Annotated in this window: 19 protein-coding genes and 2 pseudogenes; 7 read left to right on the forward strand and 14 right to left on the reverse strand. The window is 72.1% G+C overall.

All coding sequences use genetic code 11. The annotated features are described in order from the left end of the window. Positions 1–72 precede the first annotated feature (72 nt). Complete coding sequence (locus ACIBK8_RS32600; protein ID WP_399045948.1) at positions 73–936, forward strand: helix-turn-helix transcriptional regulator; 864 nt, start codon at positions 73–75, stop codon at positions 934–936. 33 nt (positions 937–969) lie between these two features. Here ACIBK8_RS32600 and ACIBK8_RS32605 read toward each other — a convergent pair whose 3' ends face one another. Next, a complete protein-coding gene (locus ACIBK8_RS32605; protein ID WP_399045950.1) occupies positions 970–1,524 on the reverse strand; it encodes a PadR family transcriptional regulator in 555 nt (184 codons plus the stop codon). A 213-nt stretch (positions 1,525–1,737) separates the two neighbouring features. On the opposite strand from ACIBK8_RS32605, the gene ACIBK8_RS32610 reads away from it, so the two are divergent. Next, positions 1,738–2,157 carry a nuclear transport factor 2 family protein gene (locus ACIBK8_RS32610; protein WP_399045952.1) on the forward strand — a complete coding sequence of 140 codons (420 nt, stop codon included), beginning with the start codon at positions 1,738–1,740 and terminating at the stop codon, positions 2,155–2,157. A gap of 95 nt (positions 2,158–2,252) precedes the next feature. Here the strand turns inward: ACIBK8_RS32610 and ACIBK8_RS32615 are convergent, their stop codons facing one another. Both ACIBK8_RS32615 and ACIBK8_RS32620 read right to left on the reverse strand, forming a co-directional pair. Continuing rightward, positions 2,253–2,462 (reverse strand): ferredoxin, encoded by a 210-nt coding sequence (locus tag ACIBK8_RS32615; RefSeq protein WP_393689430.1) that lies wholly within the window; start codon positions 2,460–2,462, stop codon positions 2,253–2,255. A 79-nt stretch (positions 2,463–2,541) separates the two neighbouring features. Then, positions 2,542–3,753: a cytochrome P450 gene (locus tag ACIBK8_RS32620; protein WP_399045953.1), complete on the reverse strand. Its 1,212-nt coding sequence runs from the start codon at positions 3,751–3,753 to the stop codon at positions 2,542–2,544. Positions 3,754–4,105: 352 nt separating this feature from the next. Between ACIBK8_RS32620 and ACIBK8_RS32625 the strand changes: the two genes are divergently transcribed. Beyond that, positions 4,106–4,582: a MarR family winged helix-turn-helix transcriptional regulator gene (locus ACIBK8_RS32625; RefSeq protein ID WP_393689426.1), complete on the forward strand. Its 477-nt coding sequence runs from the start codon at positions 4,106–4,108 to the stop codon at positions 4,580–4,582. Positions 4,583–4,609: 27 nt separating this feature from the next. On the opposite strand, the gene helR is transcribed toward ACIBK8_RS32625, so the two are convergent. The 7 genes from helR to ACIBK8_RS32660 all read right to left on the reverse strand — a co-directional run bounded on the left by helR (position 4,610) and on the right by ACIBK8_RS32660 (position 13,030). Further along, positions 4,610–6,796 (reverse strand): RNA polymerase recycling motor ATPase HelR, encoded by a 2,187-nt coding sequence (gene helR / locus ACIBK8_RS32630; RefSeq protein WP_399045955.1) that lies wholly within the window; start codon positions 6,794–6,796, stop codon positions 4,610–4,612. A gap of 293 nt (positions 6,797–7,089) precedes the next feature. Beyond that, a complete protein-coding gene (locus tag ACIBK8_RS32635) occupies positions 7,090–8,247 on the reverse strand; it encodes an SPFH domain-containing protein (RefSeq protein ID WP_399045957.1) in 1,158 nt (385 codons plus the stop codon). A gap of 11 nt (positions 8,248–8,258) precedes the next feature. Then, positions 8,259–8,510 carry a hypothetical protein gene (locus tag ACIBK8_RS32640; protein WP_399045959.1) on the reverse strand — a complete coding sequence of 84 codons (252 nt, stop codon included), beginning with the start codon at positions 8,508–8,510 and terminating at the stop codon, positions 8,259–8,261. Between the two features lie 208 nt (positions 8,511–8,718). Beyond that, positions 8,719–9,954: an ornithine--oxo-acid transaminase gene (rocD, locus tag ACIBK8_RS32645; protein ID WP_399045960.1), complete on the reverse strand. Its 1,236-nt coding sequence runs from the start codon at positions 9,952–9,954 to the stop codon at positions 8,719–8,721. After that, positions 9,951–10,742: a dimethylargininase gene (gene ddaH, locus ACIBK8_RS32650; protein ID WP_399045987.1), complete on the reverse strand. Its 792-nt coding sequence runs from the start codon at positions 10,740–10,742 to the stop codon at positions 9,951–9,953. The genes rocD and ddaH overlap by 4 nt, the downstream gene beginning before the upstream one ends. A gap of 188 nt (positions 10,743–10,930) precedes the next feature. After that, positions 10,931–11,470 carry an Lrp/AsnC family transcriptional regulator gene (locus ACIBK8_RS32655; RefSeq protein ID WP_393689416.1) on the reverse strand — a complete coding sequence of 180 codons (540 nt, stop codon included), beginning with the start codon at positions 11,468–11,470 and terminating at the stop codon, positions 10,931–10,933. Between the two features lie 90 nt (positions 11,471–11,560). Continuing rightward, entirely contained in the window at positions 11,561–13,030 is a 1,470-nt protein-coding gene (locus tag ACIBK8_RS32660) for an amidohydrolase family protein (RefSeq protein ID WP_399045963.1), read from the reverse strand. Positions 13,031–13,447: 417 nt separating this feature from the next. Here ACIBK8_RS32660 and ACIBK8_RS32665 point away from each other — a divergent pair, with 417 nt between their 5' ends. Continuing rightward, on the forward strand, positions 13,448–14,344 hold the full coding sequence (locus tag ACIBK8_RS32665) for a RimK family alpha-L-glutamate ligase (protein ID WP_399045965.1): 897 nt from the start codon (positions 13,448–13,450) through the stop codon (positions 14,342–14,344). Next, a complete protein-coding gene (locus tag ACIBK8_RS32670; RefSeq protein ID WP_399045967.1) occupies positions 14,341–15,348 on the forward strand; it encodes a RimK family alpha-L-glutamate ligase in 1,008 nt (335 codons plus the stop codon). Before ACIBK8_RS32665 ends, ACIBK8_RS32670 begins: the two co-directional genes overlap by 4 nt. Here the strand turns inward: ACIBK8_RS32670 and ACIBK8_RS32675 are convergent. Then, positions 15,242–16,528, reverse strand: coding sequence for an MFS transporter (locus ACIBK8_RS32675; protein ID WP_399045969.1), 1,287 nt, complete (start codon positions 16,526–16,528; stop codon positions 15,242–15,244). The genes ACIBK8_RS32670 and ACIBK8_RS32675 overlap by 107 nt on opposite strands. 66 nt (positions 16,529–16,594) lie before the next feature. Between ACIBK8_RS32675 and ACIBK8_RS32680 the strand changes: the two genes are divergently transcribed. Continuing rightward, on the forward strand, positions 16,595–17,617 hold the full coding sequence (locus ACIBK8_RS32680; RefSeq protein WP_399045970.1) for a LysR family transcriptional regulator: 1,023 nt from the start codon (positions 16,595–16,597) through the stop codon (positions 17,615–17,617). Between the two features lie 68 nt (positions 17,618–17,685). On the opposite strand, the gene ACIBK8_RS32685 is transcribed toward ACIBK8_RS32680, so the two are convergent. After that, positions 17,686–20,082 (reverse strand): SpoIIE family protein phosphatase, encoded by a 2,397-nt coding sequence (locus ACIBK8_RS32685; protein WP_399045971.1) that lies wholly within the window; start codon positions 20,080–20,082, stop codon positions 17,686–17,688. A 491-nt stretch (positions 20,083–20,573) separates the two neighbouring features. Beyond that, positions 20,574–21,072 (reverse strand): annotated as a pseudogene (locus ACIBK8_RS32690) (transposase family protein). On the opposite strand from ACIBK8_RS32690, the gene ACIBK8_RS32695 reads away from it, so the two are divergent. After that, on the forward strand, positions 20,995–21,156 hold the full coding sequence (locus ACIBK8_RS32695) for a hypothetical protein (RefSeq protein WP_399045990.1): 162 nt from the start codon (positions 20,995–20,997) through the stop codon (positions 21,154–21,156). The pseudogene ACIBK8_RS32690 and the gene ACIBK8_RS32695 overlap by 78 nt on opposite strands. A 52-nt stretch (positions 21,157–21,208) precedes the next feature. Here ACIBK8_RS32695 and ACIBK8_RS32700 read toward each other — a convergent pair. Further along, a pseudogene (locus ACIBK8_RS32700) lies at positions 21,209–21,301 on the reverse strand (IS5/IS1182 family transposase); the annotation flags it as partial. Positions 21,302–21,739 lie beyond the last annotated feature (438 nt).

Genomic DNA, 21,739 nt, shown 5'->3' on the forward strand with positions numbered 1-21,739 from the left:
ACCACTGGCGGGACCACCCACGACGAACCGCTACGTTTCCCCGGCGGGCCGTGGGCTGCGCATACTGCGGTTATGGACCAGCGCACCGAATTGAGCGAGTTCCTGCGCTCCCGGCGGGCCCGGCTGCGGCCACAGGACGTCGGACTGCCCGACCACGGAAGGCGCCGGGTGCCGGGGCTGCGGCGGGAGGAGCTGGCGCAGCTGGCCGGGGTCAGCGTCGCGTACTACATCCGGCTGGAGCAGGGCCGCGGCCGGAACGTGTCGTCCGCGGTGCTCGACGCCATCGGCAACGCGCTGCGGCTGACCGGCGCGGAGCGCGATCACCTCGCGCATCTGGCCCGCCCGGTCTCCCGGCGGGTGCGCCCGGCGGGCCGCCCGCAGCGGGTGCGGCCCGCGCTCCAGCAGCTGATCGACACGATGGACGCGGTTCCGGCCTACGTCATCGGGCGGCGGCTCGACATCATCGGCTGGAACCGGCTCGCCTGCGCGCTGCTCGGCGACCTCCCCGCGCTGCCGCGCAAGGAGCGCAACCTGGCCTGGCACGTCTTCCTGGACCCGGCTGCCGGCGACCTGTACGAGAACTGGGAGGCGAAGGCCGCCGACGTCGTCGGCTTCCTGCGGCGGGACGCGGGCCGCAACCCCGACGACCCCGAGCTGGCCTCGCTGATCGGTGAACTGTCCGTCAAGAGCGCCGAGTTCCGCTGCCTGTGGGCCGCCCACGACGTCCAGGACAAGGGCTTCGGCGTCAAGGTGCTCAACCACCCGCTGGTCGGCCGGCTGACCCTGGCCTACGAGACGCTGGCCCTGCCGGCCGACCCCGACCAGCAGCTGATCACCTATCACGCGGAGCCCGGCTCGCCGTCGGCGCAGTCGCTGCGGCTGCTGGCTTCGTGGACGCTGGACGCGGCGGCGCCGGGGACGGGTCCGGAGCGCTGAGGCGCGGCGCCCGGCCTCCCGCGCCCTGCGCCCTCACGCCCGGCGCCCGCGCAGCACCCCCGCGGCCCGCTCGCACCAGTCGCGGGTCTCGCGTTCGAAGGCGAGACCGCGCAGGCAGGTCAGGTACGGGCCGATGCGGGCGCCGTCGGCCAGGAAGGTCTCCTCGTCCAGGCCGCCGCGCAGCCGTGCGAGCAGCTTCTCGAAGACCTCCGCCTTGCCGGCCGCGATCCGGGCGCGCTCGGTGAGCTGCGCCAGCACCGGATCGGCCGTGATCCGGTCCACGGCCTGCACCTTCACCAGCAGGTCGTCGCGGATGAAGGACGGCTTGGACGTGGCAGCCGCGAAGTGTTCCAGGGCGGCGACCCCGGCGTCGGTGACCGTGAAGAGGCGCTTGTTCGGCCGGGTCTCCTGGACGACCTGGCGGCCGGTGACGAGCCCGTCCCGCTCCAGAGCCGCCAGCTCGGCGTAGAGCTGCTGCGGCAGCGCGTACCAGAAGTTGGCGACCCCGGCGTCGAACGCCTTGGCCAGCTGATAGCCGCTGTACTCGCCGTCCAGCAGCGCCGCCAGCACCGCATGCCGCAGAGCCATCGCCTCTCCGCCTCTCGCGCCGGGGCCGCGCCCCGCAACCGTCCCGGCCGCGCCGCCGTCCGGGATCTCCTCTGAGGTCTTGGTATCAGGAATCGCCCGGGGGTCTTGCTCCGGGGAGCGTCCTGTGGGCAGCATCGACCCCGGAATCCATAGTCATAATTCTGACTATGCGGTGGGTGGCTGCGCGCTGCCGCGGCACGAGAGGGAGACGCCATGACGACGACTGTCGAACGGTTCAGGGAAGCGGTGGAGAAGCGTGAACTCAGCTCTCTGGAGGGCCTGTTCACCGCGGACGTGCGTTTCTACAGCCCGGTGAAGTTCCGCCCCTTCGAGGGCAGGGCGATGCTGCTCGGCGTGTTCGGCGTGCTGCTGCGGACCTTCGACGACTTCCGGTACGTCGGCGAGCTGGCGGGCACGGCCGACACCGCGGCGGGCGCGGCCGACTCGGCGGTCCTGATCTTCCGGGCCACCGTGAACGGCAAGGAGATCCACGGCATCGACCTGCTCCAGTACGACGAGGCGGGGCTGATCGAGGAGTTCACCGTGATGGTGCGCCCGCAGAGCGCGGTGCAGGCGCTGGGCGAGGCGGTGCAGGCCGGTCTGGTGGCCGACGGTCTTGTGGCGGGCGGCTGACGGCGGGCGCCCCGGAGCGCCGCGGGCCGCGCCGGGGGTACCTGCCCCGGCGCGGCCCGCCGCACGGCCCGTCCGCCTGCGCGGTCAGGGGTGCGTCAGACCCGTTCCTGCGCCTGTTCCAGGGTGATCGCGGCGGCCGGGCAGACGGCCGCCGCCTCGCGTACCGCCTCGTGCAGGTCCGCGGCGGGCCTGGCGTCGAGGAGGACGACGATGCCGTCCTCGTCGCGCTGGTCGAACACATCGGGCGCGGCCAGCACACAGCTTCCGGCGCCGCAGCACTTGTCCTGGTCAACGGTGATGTGCATGGTTCTCCTTCTGGTGCGGCCGGCCGGTGGCCGGCGGGTGGGACGGCGGGTGGCGGTCACCGCGCGGTGGCGGCGGCCCTCACCACGCGATGGGCAGGGCGTGGACGCCGTAGATGCCCATGTCGGTGCGGAACGGCACCTCGTCGAAGGGGATGTCGAGCCGCAGCCCCGGCAGGCGGCGCAGCAGCGTCTCGATGGCGATCTGGAGTTCCGCCCTGGCCAGCCCCTGCCCCAGGCACTGGTGGACGCCGAAGCCGAAGGCGACGTGGCGGCGGGCGTCCCGGCTCACGTCCAGTTCGCCGGAGCCGGGGAAGACGCCCTCGTCGCGGTTGGCGGTGTTGATCGTGCAGATCACGCCCTCGCCGGCGCGGATGGTGTGCCCGGCGATGGTGACGTCATCGGTGGCGACCCGGGTGACGCCGTTGTGCACGATCGTCAGGTAGCGAAGGAGTTCCTCCACCGCGCCCTTGATCAGCGTCGGATCCTCGCGGAGCGCGGCCAGTTGGCGGGGGTTGCGCAGCAGGGCGAGGGTGGAGAGCGCCGTCATGTTGGCGGTGGTCTCGTGCCCGGCGACCAGCAGCAGGCGGCCCATCGCGGCGATGTCCCGGTTGCTGAGTTCGCCGCGGGCGGCCAGCCGGCTGACGATCCCGTCGTCCGGCTCGCTCCGCTTGGTCTCGGCCAACTGCTCCAGGTAGACGAGCAGTTCGTCCTGTGAGACGCGTACGTCATCCGCGGTGGAGGTGAGGTTGAGCAGGACCCGGCTGCGCTCCTGGAAGAAGTCGTGGTCCTCGTACGGGACGCCGAGCAGCAGGCAGATGACCAGCGAGGGCAGCGGCAGCGCGAACTCGGCGACCAGGTCGGCCGATGTGCGGCCTTCGGTCATCCGGTCCAGCAGGTCGTCGGCGATGCCCTGCACCTGCGGGCGCATCGCCTCCACCTTCTTGATCATGAAGTCGGCGGTGAGCATCCGGCGCAGCCTGGCGTGCTCCGGGTCGTCCTGCCGGATGAAGCTGGAGGTGTTCGACGACGCCAGCTCCTTGAACCCGGCGGTGAGGAACGGGAATCCGGGGCGCTTGGCGTCGGAGCTGAAGCGCGGGTCGCCGAGCACCTCCCGTACGTCCTGGTAGCGGGTGACCAGCCAGCACTCGGAGCCGTCCCAGAGGGTGGCCCGGGTGACCGGCTCCTCCTTGCGGGCGTGCTCCACGGACGGCGGCGGGTCGAAGGGGCAGCCGGATGCCCGGGTGGCCGGGACGGTGAGGGGTGCGGTTGCGGTGTGCGGTGCAGTCGTCATGGGCTGGTCCTTCCACGAACGGGACACGGCGGCGGTGCCGTGCCGAACGGTGCGGGTTGCGCCACTTCCTGACGGGCCGGCTGGGCCCGGCGGCACCGGTTGTGCCGCGTCGGCGGGCCTCGTCATTACCCGCTCGTTAACTCTTTACCTGACTAAAGCAATTAACGTGATTCACGCTAACCCACGCCGAGTTGACGGGGGAAGGGGCGGATCGGGCCGGAACGAGGTTGGCTCAATTCCGCCCAGCGGGAGCGTGCGCGGTCCGCCCCCGCGCCGCGTCAGGTCCGCCCCTCGGGACCGGCACCGCACCGACCCGGCCCGCCGCCGTCACCGTCCCCGCTACAGTGCCCCCATGCCGGAGCCCGCGAGTGACCAGGACCCCATCGTCGCGCTGCAAAGAGTGCTGGCCACCGTGTCCTACCTGCTCACCCGCTCCCAGGCGCACGAGCAGCTGGCGATGCGGGCAGGGGTGAAGGCGGGGCGTTCTGACCTGTGGCTGCTGATGGCGCTGGACGGCAGCGGCGGCGTCAGCCGGGTCGGCGATCTGGCGGCCCTCCTGATGGTCGAGCCGTCCCATGTGACGCGCCAGATCAGCCGGTTGGAGTCGCAGGACCTCGTCGCCCGCACCCCGGACCCGGCCGACCGGCGCGCCCGGCAGGTCGTCATCTCCCCGCACGGCAAGGCCGTGCTCGAACGCCTTCAGGACGCCCGCAGGGCCGGACTGCACCAGGCGCTCGAAGGGCTCGACGACCACGCCGTCGCCACCACCGTCGACGTGCTCAACCGGCTGGTGCAGCACGTGCGGGAGCGGGACGCCGAGCAGGAGTGACGCCTCCCGGGCGGCGTCAGGAGCGCGTCAGGAGCGGGTGAGGACGACGAGCTTCTGGGTCGCCCGCGTCATCGCGACATAGCGGTCGACCGCGCCCTCGATGCCCGTGCCGAACTCCTCCGGGTCGACGAGGACGACCAGGTCGAATTCGAGCCCCTTCGACAGCTCCGGTGTCAGCCACCGGACGCGGGACGTCGCCCGGAACGCGCCGCCCGCACTCTCACCGGCGCCGATGACGCAGGCGGTCCCCTCGGCCTGCGCGGCGAGCCAGCCGCCGAGTACCGCGTCCAGATCCGCGACGGAACCATGGACCACGGGGATGCCGCTGCTGCGGATGGACGTCGGCACATTGGCGTCCGGGAACGCGGCGCGGATGGCCGGCTCGGCGTGCGCCATGACCTCTTCCGGCGTGCGGTAGTTGATGCTCAGGGAGGCCACGGTGATCCGGTCGAGCCCGGCCCGCTCCAGCCGCTCCCGCCAGGACTCGGTGAACCCGTGCCTGGCCTGCGCGCGGTCCCCGACGATGGTGAAGCTCCGGGACGGGCAGCGCAGCAGCAGCATCTGCCACTCCGCGTCGGTCAGCTCCTGCGCCTCGTCCACGATGATGTGCGCGAAGGGACCGGCGAGCAGGTCCGGGTCCGCGGGCGGCAGTTCGGCCTCGTCGACCAGGCTGACCTGGGCGTCCTGGCCGCGCAACATCGTCACCAGGCCCTCGCCTTCGTCACCGTCGGCGCCGGAGTCGGCCGCGGCGTCGATCAGGTTGTCGACGACCTGCGCCATCCGCTCGCGCTGGGCGGCGAGTTGGGCCTGGTTCCTGAGCTTTCGCCGGTCCGCCTCCGGGTCGCCGAGCCGCTGCCGTGCCGCGTCCAGGAGCGGCAGGTCGGACACCGTCCAGGCATGGGGCGCGTCCTTGCGCTGGAGCTTGCGCACCTCGTCGGTGCTGAGCCCGGGAGCGCACCTGCGCAGGTAGGCGGGGACCGACCACAGGTCCCCGACGAGGTCGGTCGCCTCCAGCATCGGCCACGCGCGGTGGAGGGTCGTGATCAGCTCCCTGTTCTGGAGCAGCGACCTCCGCAGCAGCTCGGGCGGGGCGTCGCTGTCGTCCTTGTCCATCAGGATCGCCAGCAGCTCCTCCCGGATCTGCTCGCGCGCCTCGTTGTGCGGGGTGCCGGGCTCCACCGCGGCGAACGCCGCCGCCCACTCGTCGGCGCTCAGCCAGATGTCGGACCAGTGGCTGGACACCGTCATCCCCTCGGCGGGCGGCTCCTCGTAGAGGCCGACGGCCGGTTCGATCGCCGCCACCAGGTCGGCCGACGCCTTCAGCCCGGCCACCTCCGGGTCGGCCTCGACCGCGGCCCCTTCCCCCTCGGCGACGAGGTCCCGCAGGGTGCAGGTCTGCACACCCTCCTCGCCGAGGCTGGGCAGGACGTCGGCGACGTAGGCCAGGTAGGGCCGGCTCGGACCGACGAACAGGACGCCGCCCCTGCGGTGGCCGAGGCGGGGGTCGGCGTAGAGGAGGTGGGCGGCGCGGTGCAGGGCGACGACGGTCTTGCCGGTGCCGGGACCGCCGTCGACGACCAGGGCGCCGCGGGATCCGGCCCGGACGATGGCGTCCTGGTCGGCCTGGATGGTGGCGAGCACATCGCGCATCCGGGCCGACCTGTTGCTGCCCAGGCTGGCGATGAAGGTGGACTGGTCGTCGAGCGCGGCATGCCCCGCACGCCCGTCGGCGGTGAACACCTCGTCCCAGTAGTCGCTGATCAGGCCGCGGGTCCAGCGGTACCTGCGGCGGCTCGCCAGGCCCATCGGGTGGGCGTGGGTCGCCGCGAAGAACGGCTCGGCCGCGGGGGAGCGCCAGTCGAGCAGCAGCCGGCGGCCCGCGCTGTCGGTGAGGCCGAGGCGTCCGACGTACACGGGCTCGGGGCTGTCCGCGAAGACGATGTGGCCCAGGCACAGGTCGAGGCCGAAGCGGCGCAGGGCGCGCAGCCGGCCGGTGAGCCGGCGGATCTCCGTGTCCCGGTCCATCGCCTCGCGGCCGGTGCCGCCCGGCGCCCTGCGCGTGGTGTCGAGGCGGTCGGACAGTTCGGCGATGGCCTGCTCAAGGCTCTCCGCGACGGCCGCGAAGTGCTGTTCGTCGCCGCCGGTCAGCGCCGGGTCGGCCTTGGCGGAGAGGTGGACGGGAAGGTCGAACGCGCTGGTGGCCAAGGGGTTCATGACATCACCGACAACAACACACGCACTTCGTGAATCTCTCATTTCCGCAGGTTCTGGCTTCGGCCCGCGAATTTTGCCCCAGGACGGGGGCCTTGCCGCAAGACCCCCCGTGCGCTATATGTTGAAAGTGGCAGGGAGTGGGTATGCCTCCTTGTTTCCCCCGGCCGTTTCCCCCGCCCGCACCGTCGGCCGGTCGGCCGGGAAGTCTCACGGCCCGCGCGATTCGCGGAAGACATGGCGAAGTCCCGCCAGGATCAGCAGACCTGACGGGACATCACTTTTCGCGAACGGGCCTAACGGATCTCGACCGGCCCGTTGTCGGCCGTGCGGGCCTCGCCCTCCTGGCCGTCGCGCTTCTCGAAGCTGCCGTCGGACGCGCCGATGTTGCGGCGGACCGAGTCCAGGATCGTCAGGCCCTGGCCGACCAGACCCGCCGCGATCTCGCCGAGGCCGTCCGCGCCGTTCAGGACGTTGACGTTGGCGCCGGAGAGTCCCGCCGACGCCTCCTTGACGATCTGCGGCAGCTGGTCGATCAGCATCCGGTCCAGCGCGACCCGGTCGTGCGAGGCGGCGGCCTCGGCCTGGATCTTCATCCGCTCGGCATCGGCCAGCGCCAGCAGCCGGATCCGCTCGGCCTCCGCCTCGGCCGGCTTGACGACCTCGGCCACCAGCTCCTGCTGGCGCAACAGGGCGGCCCGCTCGGCGAGTTCGGTCCTGGCGGCCAGCACCTCCTGCTGGGCGTGCGCCTGCGCCAGCGGCCCGGCCTGCGCCGCCTGGGCCTGCGCGCGGTCCACCTCGGCCGAGTACTGCGCCTGGACCACGGCCGTCTGCCGCGAGTATTCGGCCTGGTTCCGCGCGGCCTCCTGCTCGGCCTCGGCCGACGCCTGGGTGGCCTGCGCCTGCGCGATCTGCGCCTGCCGCTGGATCGCGGCCTTGTGCGGGGCCGACATCGCGTCGATGTAGCCGGTGTCGCCGTCGTCGATCGACTGGATCTGCAACGAGTCGACGATCAGGCCGATCTTCGCCATCTCCGTCTTCGACGTCTCCAGCACCTCGGTGGCGAGTTTCTGCCGCTCGGTGACGATCTCCTCGACGGTCATCGAGCCGATGATCGAACGCAGGTGACCTGCGAAGATCCGGCCGGTCAGGACCGACATCTGGTCCTGGTCGGAGAGGAACCGCTGACCTGCGTTGACGATGCTCTCGGTGTCGTTGCCGACCTTGAAGGCGATCACGGCGCGGACGGTCAGCGCGATGCCCTGCTTGGTCACACAGGTCTCCGCGACCTCGGACTCGCACATCGACAGCGTCAGGAAGCGGGTCTTGCGGAAGACCGGGAGCACGAACTTGCCGTGCCCGATCACCACGCGGAACGGCGCCTCCCCGTGCCCTCGCCGGCCGCCCGAGATCAGCATGGCCTCGTCAGGGGCCGGTACGCGGTAACCGAACATCTCTTGACTCCTCAACCGGCGCTGCCGGCCTCGCCGTTCAGCGCGTCCAACGGGTCGGTCCAGGCGATGACATCGACCTGGCGGGTGCCGCGGGAACCGATCACGAGCACGGGGGTGCCGGTTGCCAGCGGCTCGGCCGACCAGGCGAGGAACGCCTCCGTGCCGCCTCTGACGCGCACCTGGACCTCGCCGGGCCCGGCGGTGCCGCGGGTGCCGATGAGCAGCACACCGGTGCAGCCGATCACGGCCTCGTCCTGCGCCATCGACGGCTTCCCCCTCGCCCTGGTGGTCCTGCTGCCGACCTTAGCGCCTGTCGTTCGGATCGGGCCGGGCTCGCGGGTTCCCCATCTCGGCGCGTCCCACGGGCGGTTGCCCGTACCGGCCTGGACGCCGCGGGCGCGGAGACGGTTCCCCGGCCGCCGCGGTCGACAGCGCGCGGCCCCCGCCGTCCGACGGGGGCCGCGCGTCGTGTCAGGCCAGCACCTTCTCCAGCGAGGCCAGCGCCGATTCCAGTACCTCGCGGGTGATGGTCAGCGGCGGGGCGAGCCTGATCGTGGAGCCGTGGGTGTCCTTGACCAGGATTCCCTCGGCCATCAGGCGTTCGCTGATCTGGCGCCCGGTGCCCAGGGACGGGTCGATGTCGACACCGGCCCACAGGCCGCGGGCGCGGAAGCCGGTGACGCCCTTGCCGGTCAGCGTGGTCAGACCGGCCCGCAGGACCTCGCCGAGTTCGGCCGCCCTGCGCTGGTACTCGCCGGTGGCGAGCAGGTCGATGACGGCCGAACCCACCGCCGCGGCAAGCGGGTTGCCGCCGAAGGTGGAACCGTGCTCGCCGGGGTGCAGCACCTCCATGATCTCGCGGCGGGCGACGACGGCGGAGACCGGGACGATGCCGCCGCCGAGCGCCTTGCCCAGCAGCAGGACGTCGGGCAGGACCGACTCGTGGTCGACGGCGAGGGTGCGGCCGGTGCGGCCGAGCCCCGACTGGATCTCGTCGGCGATGAACAGGCAGCCGGTCCGCCGGGTCAGCTCGCGGACGCCGGTGAGGTAGCCGTCGTCCGGGATGATGACGCCTGCCTCGCCCTGGATGGGTTCGATGAGGACGGCGGCGGTCGTCTCGTCGATGGCCGCTTCGATGGCGGCGAGGTCGTTGAACGGGACGATGCGGAAGCCGGGGGTGAAGGGGCCGAAGCCGTTGCGGGCGGACTCGTCGGTGGAGAAGCTGACGATGGTGGTCGTCCGGCCGTGGAAGTTCTCCGCCGCCACGACGATGGTCGCCCGGTCGGCCGGGACGCCCTTGACGTCGTAGGCCCACTTGCGGGCCAGCTTGATGCCGCTCTCCACCGCCTCGGCGCCGGTGTTCATCGGCAGGACCATGTCCAGGCCGGTCAGTTCGGCCAGCGAGGCGGCGAAGGACGCGAGCTGGTCGTGGTGGAAGGCGCGGGAGGTGAGGGTGAGACGGTCGAGCTGGCGGTGCGCGGCCTCGGTCAGCGCGGGGTGGCGGTGGCCGAAGTTGAGCGCGGAGTAGCCGGCCAGCATGTCGAGGTAGCGGCGCCCCTCGACGTCCTCGACCCAGACGTCTTCGGCGCGGGCGACGACCACGGGCAGCGGGTGGTAGTTGTGTGCGACGACAGGTGTCTCGGCGCCGATCAGTCCGGCCGACGAGCGGGCCGCGCCGGCGGCTGCGGGACGGGCGTGCGTGGTCATGAGCGGACCTCCTGGGTGCAGCACTTGATGCCGCCGCCGGCCTTGTGGAACTCCGACAGGTCGACGGGGACGGGGACGTAACCCTCGTGGATCAGCTGATCGATGAGGTGGGTGGCCTGCGGGGCGATGAAGACGTGGCGGCCGTCGGAAACGGAGTTGAGGCCGAACGCCATCGCGTCGTCACGGGTGGCGAGCACCGCCCGCGGGAACAGCCGCTCCAGCACTTCGCGGCTGCCGGCCGAGAACGCGCCCGGGTAGTAGGCGATGGCGGCACCGGCCGCGCCGCCCGTGTCGTCGAGGGCGAACAGGGCGGTGTCCAGGTGGTAGAAGTACGGGTCCACCAGCTGGAGGCCGATCGTCGGGACGCCGAAGAACTCCTGCACCTCCGCGTGCGCGGCCCGGCTGGTGCGGAAGCCCGTGCCGGCCAGGATCAGGCCGCCGGCCGGCACCAGATCGCCCTCGCCCTCGCACAGCGACTCCGGGTGGTGGACGTCATGGCCGGCGGCCTTGAACCAGCTCTCGTACTCGGCGGATTCCGGGCGGCGCTCGGGTGCGTGGAAGGACGAGCCGAAGACCCGGCCGCCCAGGACCAGCGCCGCGTTCGCCGCGAACACCATGTCCGGCAGCCCCGCCACCGGTTTCACGGTCTCCACCGCATGGCCGTGCGCGCGGTACGCGTCGACCAGCGTCTGCCACTGGAGGCGGGCCCGCGCGGTGTCCACCGGCGCGCCTCGGCTCATCCACGGATTGATGGCGTACTGCACGTCGAAATATCTGGGCTCGCACATCAGATAGCGCCGGAGGCGGGAATCGGTCGGCACGGCAGGATCCCTCCGCTTCGTAGGGACGCGTCCGGCCCACCGCGGGGTGACCGCGGTGGTGACCGGGAACATCTCCCACGGTAAGGAGCGGTCACCGCGCGCAACAAGAGAGAGTCGCTGCGCGCCGACGCAGGAACGCTGCGTCCGGTCGCCCGTTACGGAAGGATCGTTGCGTCCCTTCCGGTGTCGTCCGGGGCCGCTTGGCGCGCCCCCGCCTCCGGACTTTCCGGCAGCAGATGGGACAGCACGAGATAGCTGATCGTCTTCCGGATGAACGGCTCGTCGCGGATCCGTTCCAGCACCTCCTCGAAGTGCGCCACGTCGGTCGCCCGCACGTGCAGCAGCGCGTCGGCGGCGCCGGTCACGGTCATCGCCGCGGCGATCTCCGGGTGGTTGCGCACCACTTCGGTCAGCCGCCGCGGGGGCGCCGCGCTGTCGCAGTACACCTCGACGTACGCCTCGGTGCGCCAGCCCAGCGCGGCGGGCCGCACCGTCGCGGTGAACCCGGTGATCACCTCGGACTCCCGCAGCCGGTCGACCCGCCGCTTCACCGCCGTCGCCGAAAGACCGATGGCCGTGCCGATCTCCGCGAAACTCGTCCGGGCGTTCTCGATGAGCGCCGCGACGATCTTGCGGTCCAGCTCGTCGAAGGACGCGGCCTTGCCTGTGGTCCTGCCTGCGGCCTTACCGGTCACGGGGCCTCCCGATCCGTCGGATCGCTCCACGGTATCGACCCCGGGGCCGGTGCGGGACGGCCGGGACGCTCCTGATCGCCCCGGTCCGCGCTACCGGGGTTCGACGCGCCGGATACCGGCCCGGCGGACCACCCGATGACCCTCCTGCGCCGCCCGCTCCACCAGCGCCCGCCCGTCCCAGTCCGTCGGCCGGCCCTGCCACAGGCGCAGCCGCCCGCCGACCACCACCGCGGTGATCTGGTCGCGGCCCGCCAGCCTGACCAGCTCCCAGCGCAGGTCGTAGGAGGGTGTCAGCTCCGGCACCCGGAGGTCGACGACGAGGTAGTCGGCCGCCTTGCCGACGGCTATCGCGCCGGTCACCCGGCCCAGTCCGACCGCGTCGGCGCTCAGTCGCGTCGCGTGGTCGAGCCACAGCCGCCCGGCGCCGCACGACGAGTCGCCCGCGGCCAGACCGTACGTCAGCCGCTGCGCCGTCTCGGCGGCGTCGACCAGCCGGAACCCGTCGCCGCGCGTCCCGTCCGTACCGGTCCCGAACCGGACGCCGAGCGCGGCGAGTTGGGTGGCCTGCGCGACGGCGTTGCCCTTCCAGGCGCTGGCCACCGGGTTGTAGCTGATCGCCGCGCCGGAGTCGGCGAGCTGCTGCATCTCGGTGGGGGTGAGCAGGGTGGCGTGCGCGCCGAGCGTGTGCGGGCCGAGCGCGCCGATGTGGTGCAGATGCTCGACGGGGCGCCGCCCGACGCTCTTCAAGGAGCGTTCCACGGAGGCCAGATGCTCGTTGACGTGGACCTGGAAGACGGCGCCCGCTTCGGCGCAGAGGTCAGCGGTCCGCCGCAGCACCGTGTCCTTCGCGTCCTCGGGGACCGCGACGGCCAGCGAGGGGTGGACCAGCGGATGCCGGTCCCACCGGCCCAGATGCGCGGGCCCGCCCTTGCCGTCGGAGACGATCTTCGACAGTACGCACCGGATGCCGGCCTCTTCGGTGCCCTGCGCGATCACCTCGACGTCGACCGGCGCGCGGGTGCCGGCGTCCGCGACGGTGGTGAAGCCGCCGCGCAGCGCCTCCAGGGCGGCCAGTTTCGCCGAGAGGTACGCGCTCTCCTCGTCCAGCGCGCGCTCCAGCGGCTCCCAGACCGTCTTGAAGATCTCCGAAGGCTGCCCGAACGACTGGGCCTTGCCGAAGCTCTGGGTCAGGTGGTGGTGCGCGTCGACGAAGCCCGGCATCACCAAGTGCCCGTCCAGGTGCAGGGGGTGCAGGTCCTGGTGGCGGGTGATGAGCTGCTGCGCCGGCCCGATCTCGCGGAACGTCCCGCCCTCGACGAGCGCGGCCCTGTCCCGCACCGGCCCTTCGGGCAACAGCAGCACCTCGGGCACCAGCAGCTGCCGGTCGCCGCCGAACTCGCCCGGCCCGGTCGCCGCGTACGCGGCAGGGCCCCCGGCCGCGGCGGACAGCAGCCCGCCGGCCCCGGCGGCCCCCGCCCCGACGAGCAGCCGCCGCCGCCCGACACCGGTCCTTCCGTCCTCCGCCGCCCGCGCCGATTCCGTCTCCGCTTCGTACGTCACGCTCTCCGCCCGCCTCCCGCTCCGTGCGCCCGGCCCGGCGCCTTCGGTCCGTCAGGGCCCGTCGGCGAGGAACGGTCGCGCCGGGCGGCCCGACCTTAAAGCCAGGCCAGAAGCGGAACAAGGCTTCCGGAGTACGGGAATTGACGGTGCGGGAGAAGGGTGGCGGATCTTCCGGGATTACCGGAGAATGCCCAGCTCGGGAGCGTCCCGCAGGCGTCCCGGGTGGCGTAACTCCACGGAAATACCGGACCGGTGACGACGTCGGGACGCGTACCGTGAGGCCCTCCCGTCGCCGCCGCACGGCAGCGATGCCCACCGGCGGCTGACCGCCCGGGACATGGGATCCTGAAGGATCGGATCAATCAGGGGTCTGCCGGACCGACGGCCGGCGGACGTCCGCAATACGAGGTGCAACCGATGAGACTCTGCTTCCTTGTGGAGGAGCAGTACCGCCACGACGGCATGCCCTTGGACGTGGTGCGCCAACTCAGGGCGTGGGGGCACCGGGTGGACATCGTGCGCCCCGGAAGTTCGCTGATCCGGATCTCCGAGGAGATCCAGGCGGGCAGCCATGACGCCTGGGTGCTCAAGACCGTGTCCGGCGGCCCCGGGCTGACCCTTTTAGAGGCCGCCGCCTCGGTCGGTCTGACCACGGTCAATGACGCGCGGGCCATAAGGGGCGTCCGGGACAAGGCGCTGGCCGCGGTGATTGCGCGCAGCCACGGGCTGCCGGTGCCGGTCACCTACGCGGCGTCCCGCGCCGAGGAGTTCGCGCAGGTCCCCGAGGCGGAATACCCCCTCGTGGTCAAGCCGGCCGACGGCAGCTCGGGGCGCGCCGTCCGGCTCGTCGCCTCCCCTGACCGGCTGCGCGCGGCACGGGGAAACGAACCCGACGGCGACGGCCTGCTGATAGCCCAGCCGTACGTGCCCAACTCCGGTACCGACCTCAAGGTGTACTGCGTCGGCGGCGAACTGTTCGCCACCGAACGCTGCTCCCTGCTGCACCCGGGGCACACGGTCCGCGAGCGGCAGGTACCGCTCACCCCCGAAGTCGCCCGGATGGCCGCCGAGATCGGCACCGTCTTCGGACTCGACCTCTACGGCGCCGACATCCTGCTGGGCCCGGAAGGACCGGTGATCGTCGACGTCAACGACTTCCCCAGCTTCCGTCAGGTCCCGGACGCCGTCGCCCGGGTGGCGTCCGCCGTACTCGACCTGGCCCGCACCGGATCCGGACGGTACGGTACCGCCGCACCGACCACCGCACCCCGCGTCCCGGCACAGGCCGTGGCGCCCGTGGGGAGTACCCGTTGAGGATCTGCCTGCTCACCGCCGACCCCGGCCACCCGCTGCTGGCCGCCACCACGGAACTGCTGCGCGCGGGGCAGCACCGGGTGGAGCTGCTGGACCCCGACGCCGGCCCCGGCAGCGGCTCCGTGGTCCCCGCACCGCGCCGCCCGGACGAGCCGAGCGCGGCCGGCGCCTTCCTCCCCGGGCCGCTCGCCTCCGGCCCGCTGGCCGACGTCTACCTGCTCAAGAGCCACTCCCCGCGGGGCCTGGCGCTCGCCGCCTACCTGGAGGATCACGGGGCGCCGGTACTCAACTCGGCGTCCACCACCGGGCTTTGCCAGGACCGTACCGAGATGGCCGCGCTGGCGCTGGCCGCCGGGCTGCCGTTCGCCGCGACCAGAACCCTGCGCACGCTCGCGGAACTGGCCGACGAGGGAGAGCCGCAGGTCCCGCTGGTCGTCAAGAGCCGGCACAGCCGCAGGCACGATTTGGTCACCCGGGTCGACACCGCCGCCCGCCTCCACGAACTGGCCCGCGCCTGGCCGCACGAGCCCGTGGTCGTCCAGGAGTTCGCCGAGAACAGCGGCTGGGACCACAAGCTCTGGGCGGTCGACGGCCACCTCTTCGCCGCGACCCGCCGCTCCGAACTGTCCCCCGAGGGCCGGGGCGAGAACCGCCCCGCCGACGTCCGCGACCTCCCGGCGGGCTGGGCCGACCTGGCGCTCCGCGTCGGCGAGGTCTTCGGCCTCGACGTCTACGGCGTCGACCTCCTCGACGCGGGCAACGGCACCCCGCTCATCGTCGACATCAACGCCTTCCCCGGCATCCGCGGCCAGTCGGGCGCCCCGGAAGCCCTGGCGGCCCTGGCCCTGCGCACGGCACGGCGCGGGCACGCGGCGCGCGGGCTCGTGACCGGCGCCGCTACGCGCCCGTCTCCGCCCCCGTCCTCCCCGGTGCGCCCGCCGCGGCGCCGGGACCGGGATCCGGTGCCTGGCGTGGGGTCGCCGGGCGCAGGCGGCGCAGGGTGAGGGCGCTGAGGAGGGCCACGGCGACGAGGCAGGCGCAGTAGAGGGTGAGGCCGCCCCAGGCGTGGGCGGAATAGGCGACGCCGCCGACGGTGCCGCCGACGGCGCTGCCTATGTAATAGAAGAACAGGTAGACGGCGGCACCCTGGGCGCCCAGGGCGGTGGCGCGCCCGCCGACCCAGCCGCTGGCCACGGCGTGCGCGGCGAAGAAGCCCACCGTGAAGACCACCAGCCCCGGGATGACGGCACCGAGCTGCGGCACGAGCATCACGGCCAGGCCCGCGAGGGTGATCAGCAGCGCGGGAATCAGCACCCGGGGGCGGCCGAACCTGTCGACCAGACGGCCGGCCGCGGCGGACGAGAACGAACCGGCCGCGTAGGCGACGAAGAGCAGTCCCGCGGCGGTCTGGGACAGGTGGAACGGTGCCGCGATGAGGCGGAAGCCCAGGTAGTTGTAGACGGTGACGAAGGCCGCCATCGCGACGAAGCCGATGACGTAGAGCCGCAGCAGACCGCTGTCGGGCAGCGCCCGGCCGATGCCCGCCGCGAGGGCCCGGGGGCTCGGGTCGCGGGGCACGAAGCGGACGGACGCCGGGATCGTCAGCCGGAAGAGCACCGCGCACACCGCAGCCGCCACCCCCACCGCGCCGATCGCCCAGCGCCAGCTGCCGGTCAGGTCGAGGATGCCGTCGGCGACGAGGCGTCCTGCCATGCCGCCGATGCCGTTGCCCGCCACGTAGAGGCCCATGGCCTGGCCGAGCGACTCGCGGTGCACCTCTTCGGCGAGGTACGACATCGCCGTCGCCTGGAGTCCGGCCAGCGCGAGGCCCTGGAGGACGCGGATGACCAGCAGCGCGGCGAAGTTGGGCGCGAAGGCGGCGGCGACACCGAGCAGGGCGGCGGCGGACAGCGCCAGCGTCATCATGCCGGTCCTGCTCCACGCGTCCGACACGGCGGTCAGCGGCACGACGGCGATGGCCATCGCGGCGGTCGAGACCGAGATGGTCAGCGACGAGGTGGCGGGGGAGAGGTGCAGGTCGAAGGAGAGGGCCGGCAGCAGTGCCTGGACGCAGTACAGCGTCATGAAGGTGGTGAGCCCGGCGGCGAAGAGGGCTCCGGTGGCGCGGCGGAAGCCGGGCGTCCCGCGCGTGTGCGCGGCAGGCGTTATGGCCGATTCAGTCACCCGGCCGACGGTAGGCCGCCACAAATGATGCGTCCAATGCATGGATCGTCGCTATATATTCCGTATATGGAACACATGTGTGAGGAGTGGGGAGGGCGTGCGGGACGTGGGGGACACGAGAAGCTGCGGCTGCACGATGCGCAGGGTGTGACCGCGCTGCCCCTGGCGCCCCTGCTGGGCATGTGCCCCGACCTCGTACGGTTCGAGGCGGTCGCCAGGCTGCAACACCTCTCCGCGGCAGCCGCCGAGCTGGAGGCCCCGCAGTCGACGGTCAGCCGCAGCATCGCCCGCCTCGAAGAGGCCGTCGGCACACCCCTCTTCGACCGGGAGGGCAGGGGACTGCGGCTGACCCGGCACGGCCGTGCCTTCCTGGCCCGGGTACGGCGCGGCCTGGAGGAGATCGCCACCGGCTGCGAGGAGCTGCGGCAGGCCACCGGCATGCCGGGCACGGTCGCCATCGGCTTCCTGCCCGCACTCGGCACCGCCCCGGTGCCGCTGCTGGTCAGCTGGTTCCGGGCGCGGCACCCGCAGGCCCGCTTCCAACTGGTCCAGGACAACGCCGAAGGGCTGCTGGAGCGGCTGCGGGCCGGCGAGGTCGACCTCTGCCTGACCTCGCCGCTGCCCGACGAGCCTGGCATCACCACCGTGCCGGTCGCCCGCGAGCCGCTGCGGCTCGTCGTCCCCGCCGGTCACCCCCTGGCGGGCCGCAGCCGGATCCGGCTGACCGACGCGGCGCACGAGGACTTCGTGATGGCCACGTCCGGGTACGGGCTGCGTCGGCTCGTCAACGGCCTGTGCGCGGCGGCCGGTTTCACCCCGCGGGTGGCGTTCGAGGGCGCGGAGATCGCCACCATCCGCGGCTTCGTCGCGGCCGGGCTCGGCGTGGCGGTGCTGCCGCCGTCCCCCGTGGCCATGCCGGGACTCGTCGATCTGCCGCTGCACGACCCGGCCGCGTACCGCACGGTCGGCATGACCCGGGTCACCGCCCGCACCCCGACCCCGGTCGTACGGGACTTCATCCACCTGCTGAGAAGCCGCGCCCAGGAGTGCTTCGGCGCCCTGGCATCCGGCGGCCCCGAACTCCCCTGACCCGCACCGGACTTGCCCCTGAACCGAACCGGACGTGAGCCGTCCGCTCCCCGCTCCCCGCTCCCCGCTCACCCCGCCGGTTCGATGACCTGCTCGGTCCACACGGTCTTGCCCGAGGTTCCGTAGCGGCTGCCCCAGCGGGTGGTGAGCTGGGCGACGAGGAACAGGCCACGGCCGCCCTCGTCGGTGTCCCTGGCCTGGCGCAGCCTGGGCTGGCTGTTGCTGGAGTCGGTGACCTCGCAGACGAGCACCTGGTCACGGATCAGCCGCAGGCCGATCGGCCCGCGGGCGTAGCGGAGCGCGTTGGTGACGAGTTCGCTGACGACCAGCTCGGTGCTGAACGCGAGGTCGTCGAGCCCCCAGCGCACGAGCTGCTCGGTGACCAGCTCCCGCGCCCGCGCGACCGCGGTGGGACGGGGCGGGAACTGCCAGCCGGCGGTACAGGAGGCCGGGATCGCCCGGGTCCTGGCCAGGAGGAGGGTGATGTCGTCGGGCCGGTGCGGCGCGGACCGCAGCGGCTCGACCACGTCGTGCCCGATGTCGTCCAGCGGCCTGCCAGGCCCCGCCGAGCCGGAGAGCCGGGCGAGCACATCGGCCTCGGCGTCCCCGTACGTGCCGCCGTCCTCGCGGCGGGTGGCCTCGATGAGGCCGTTGCTGTAGAGCGCCAGGATGCTGCCGGGCGGCACCTCGACCTCCGTCACCTCGAACGGCATCCCGCCGACCCCCAGCGTCGGCCCCGGCACGATGTCGATGAAGCGGGCGGTCCCGTCGGGATGCACCACGGCCGGCATCGGGTGGCCGGCGCTGGCGACCCGGCAGCTCCGGTCGACCGGGTCGTAGATGACGTACAGGCACGACGCCCCCATGGTGTCGGGGTGTTCGGCCTCCTCGGCCATGCGGTGCACGAGGTCGTCGAGGCGGGTCAGCAGCTCGTCCGGGCCCAGGTCGAGGTCGGCCAGGGTCTGCACGGCGGTACGCAGCCTGGCCATGGTGGCGGTGGCGCCCAGACCGTGGCCGATCACGTCGCCCACGACCAGCGCGGTCCGCAGCGAGGACAGCGGCACCGCGTCGAACCAGTCGCCGCCGACGCCGGCCTCGCCCTCGGCCGACAGGTAGACACCCGCCGTCTCGGCCGCCGCCGTGCTGCGGGACACCGGCGGCAGCAGGCTGTTCTGCAGCATGACGGCCATCCGGTGCTCCCGGGTGTAGCGGCGGGCGTTGTCCATGCCGAGCGCGACGCGGGTGACGATCTCCTCCAGCAGCTTGGCGTCCTGCCCGTCGAACGCCAGCCGCCGCCGCGTCCGGTACACCTGCACATAGCCGAGCACCATGCCGCGGGCCACCAGCGCCGACCCGATGGCCGCGAACAGGCCGTCCGGCACCAGCCGCGCCGCCTCCGGGTCGTCGCCGAGGAAGGCGATGTAGTCGGCCGGATCGTTGACGACCAGCACCTGGCCGCGCTCCAGGTCACGGAAGCGCGGCTGGTCGTGGACGGACGGCAGCACCTCGCCTGCCTGGATCTGCCCGGCGGGCCAGGGGCCGTGCGCGTGCTTGACCGCCACCCGCCGGAAGTCGCCGTGCACACCCCGCACGCTGTGCGGCGGCTCACCGCCCCGCAGCGTCGCCTCCGCGATCTCCACGGTGGCCAGGTCGCCCATCGAAGGCACCAGGAGATCCACCAGATCCTGGGCGGTCCGCTCCACCTCCAGGCTGCCGCTGACGCTGCGCGACGCGCGGTAGACCATGTCGAGCCTGCGCACCGACCGGTACCGCTCGGTGACGTCGACGAGGGACGTCATGACGCCGTTGACCCGCCCCCGCAGATCGTGCACGGGGGCGGCGGTCATCGAATAGATGAGGTCACTCTTCCCCGGCTGCGGATCACGCAGCACACCGGAGGCGTCCACCACCGGCTCGTCGCTCTCCATGACCTGCCGCAGCAGATCAGCCCCCGTGCGGTCGCCGTCCATACCGGACATCGCCACGAGCGGGTCGAAGCCGTCGCCGCGCAGCCGCCCGGCCCGCGCCACGGCCGGACTGCTGTGCCGGATCCGCAGGTCAGGACCGTGCACAGCCAGCTGCCAGGCGTCCTGGGCAAGCAGCGTCCGCCCCAGCGCGCTCTCATCGCTCCACACCGACAAGGTCTCCACCGGCAGCCCGACCGCCACCACACCCGACACCCCGGCCGGCTCCAGCAGCCGCACCCACACATCCACGAGCCGCCCGCTCCGATGCCGCAACGCCAGCACCCGCCCCCCAGGGGCACCCCCGTACGGCTCCTCCGAACGGGTGTACCGCCGCACCCCCAGCAACCCCCGCGCAGCCACCCCCACCACCTCGTCCGCCGCATACCCCAGCAGCTCAGCCGCCCCCCGCGTCCAGTGGCTGATCAGCCCCCGCCCGTCGATCACCACCACGACGACGCCGTTCAGCGGTACCGGCGGAACCGCTCGGGGCACAGCCATGTGATCACTCCGGACGTCGGACGGGCCGATCACTTCAGTGTCCCTCCCCACAACGGATCGAACTAGCGGTGACGGCTGGTCGGGGGCGGGGAGGGCGTCCCGGTGCGCACTCGGTGGGCCTGCCTGCAACTGAGACGGCAGGAGACGGCGTAGGAGAAGAGAAACGTCGAAGAGCCCGGTGAGGCACTGCCGGAGGATACGAGATTCGAACTCGTGAGGGGTTGCCCCAACATGCTTTCCAAATGTTCGTGTGGCCGTTCGGCGGGGTTCGTCGGCATCCTGACCTGCGGCTGAGCGTGCCCAGCAGGGGCCGCTGAACGTGCCTGAATGCAACCCAAACTGCAACCCTCGTCGAGGTCTGTCAGGAACCCAGACTCTTACGGCGCACACGCATATAGGTCTCTGATCCGGTACTTCTACCCCACCCACCACTCGTGGCGCGATATCCCATCCCTGTCTGGGCACGTATCTGCTTGGCAAACGCGTCAAGGTCATTGATGACGCACTCGCAGTCCAGATGGACACGGGCAGTGAGGTTTTTCAGCGCTGCCGCTCCAGGGTGAGGACGGCAGCCGAGATTGACGACAGGCGGTTCGGGCTGCAGCGGCCCTGCGGAAGATCCGCCGGGACTTCAGCCTCGCGACACTCCGTTCGACTGGTGCTCGGGCTGCTGACAGCGCCCGGTTGACCGTTCGCTGGGTAGGGGCGAGTTCCCCGTGGGGCGGGCGTTTGACCGGGTTGGTCACCCAGGTGCCAGCTCTGATGTAGCCACAGTCGGCGAGCCTGGCGTTCGCAGATCCGGATGATCCGGTGGGTGCGGACCGCGGTGAGATCGTGGGTGCTGCCGGGTAGCGCGGGCGAGATCCACAGCAGCCTGCTCACGAGATCGGCCACGACCTGTACGTTGAAGCCGTGGCGACGGTGCTTGTGGGAGAAGTCGGCCCGGCTGTCGCCGACCCGGTCGCACTCCGCGAGCGTGCCGTCGAGCAGGACGTGATCGGGATCGGTCCCCGCAGGACCCGCAGGAGTCCGGGCGCCCGCTGGGCGAGATGGTCGATGACGGCGGTGGCGTAGCGTGGGCGGTGCCCACGGAGATCCTCAAACCGGCCGAGAGCTGCGCGAGGGTGTCGTGCCGGCGGAGGTAGGTTAGCCCGATGAGAGCCCGCTGGTGCGGGGGCAGTTTGCAGTGGCGGTCACCCTCGCGGGTGACGATGAGCATGGTGACCCACTCGACGAGTGCGTGGGGTAGGTCGAGTACAGCAGGATAGGGAACCAACGCGGCTCCTGTGCTGATGAGTTGAGGCGTCGAACACCTCTCTCAACAGCGCGGGGGCCGCGTGCGTTGCGGGAGCCCGCCTCGTCACCCGTCCGGTGGCCACTCTGAAAGGGCTCAGTGATTTAGCTGCCCATTGGTCTCTTCTCACCCGGGTCCAGCATCCAGCGCACCGTTGGTCCTCCCAGTCATGCGAGACCGGTGCCGCGACTGACCTCTGCAATCACCACGCCCGGTCGGATCACCCAACCACACCGCAACTCCTCGCAGAAAACCGCAGTTCGGCAACCCTCCGCCCTGAGCACATCAACCACTCCCGTGACACCGCACAGGACATCAACCGCCAGTCCCCACACACAACACCAACAGTTCAACCTCGGCAAT

This window comes from Streptomyces sp. NPDC050161, assembly GCF_044460025.1.
In the GTDB taxonomy this organism is placed as follows: domain Bacteria; phylum Actinomycetota; class Actinomycetes; order Streptomycetales; family Streptomycetaceae; genus Streptomyces.

Excerpts from the sequence above, each read along its gene's own strand:
- ACIBK8_RS32600 (WP_399045948.1), top strand. The coding sequence starts at position 73 with ATGGACCAGCGCACCGAATTGAGCGAGTTCCTGCGCTCCCGGCGGGCC.
- ACIBK8_RS32605 (WP_399045950.1), bottom strand. The coding sequence starts at position 1,524 with ATGGCTCTGCGGCATGCGGTGCTGGCGGCGCTGCTGGACGGCGAGTAC.
- ACIBK8_RS32610 (WP_399045952.1), top strand. The coding sequence starts at position 1,738 with ATGACGACGACTGTCGAACGGTTCAGGGAAGCGGTGGAGAAGCGTGAA.
- ACIBK8_RS32615 (WP_393689430.1), bottom strand. The coding sequence starts at position 2,462 with ATGCACATCACCGTTGACCAGGACAAGTGCTGCGGCGCCGGAAGCTGT.
- ACIBK8_RS32620 (WP_399045953.1), bottom strand. The coding sequence starts at position 3,753 with ATGACGACTGCACCGCACACCGCAACCGCACCCCTCACCGTCCCGGCC.
- ACIBK8_RS32625 (WP_393689426.1), top strand. The coding sequence starts at position 4,106 with ATGCCGGAGCCCGCGAGTGACCAGGACCCCATCGTCGCGCTGCAAAGA.
- helR (WP_399045955.1), bottom strand. The coding sequence starts at position 6,796 with ATGAACCCCTTGGCCACCAGCGCGTTCGACCTTCCCGTCCACCTCTCC.
- ACIBK8_RS32635 (WP_399045957.1), bottom strand. The coding sequence starts at position 8,247 with ATGTTCGGTTACCGCGTACCGGCCCCTGACGAGGCCATGCTGATCTCG.
- ACIBK8_RS32640 (WP_399045959.1), bottom strand. The coding sequence starts at position 8,510 with ATGGCGCAGGACGAGGCCGTGATCGGCTGCACCGGTGTGCTGCTCATC.
- rocD (WP_399045960.1), bottom strand. The coding sequence starts at position 9,954 with ATGACCACGCACGCCCGTCCCGCAGCCGCCGGCGCGGCCCGCTCGTCG.
- ddaH (WP_399045987.1), bottom strand. The coding sequence starts at position 10,742 with ATGTGCGAGCCCAGATATTTCGACGTGCAGTACGCCATCAATCCGTGG.
- ACIBK8_RS32665 (WP_399045965.1), top strand. The coding sequence starts at position 13,448 with ATGAGACTCTGCTTCCTTGTGGAGGAGCAGTACCGCCACGACGGCATG.
- ACIBK8_RS32680 (WP_399045970.1), top strand. The coding sequence starts at position 16,595 with ATGGAACACATGTGTGAGGAGTGGGGAGGGCGTGCGGGACGTGGGGGA.
- ACIBK8_RS32685 (WP_399045971.1), bottom strand. The coding sequence starts at position 20,082 with ATGGCTGTGCCCCGAGCGGTTCCGCCGGTACCGCTGAACGGCGTCGTC.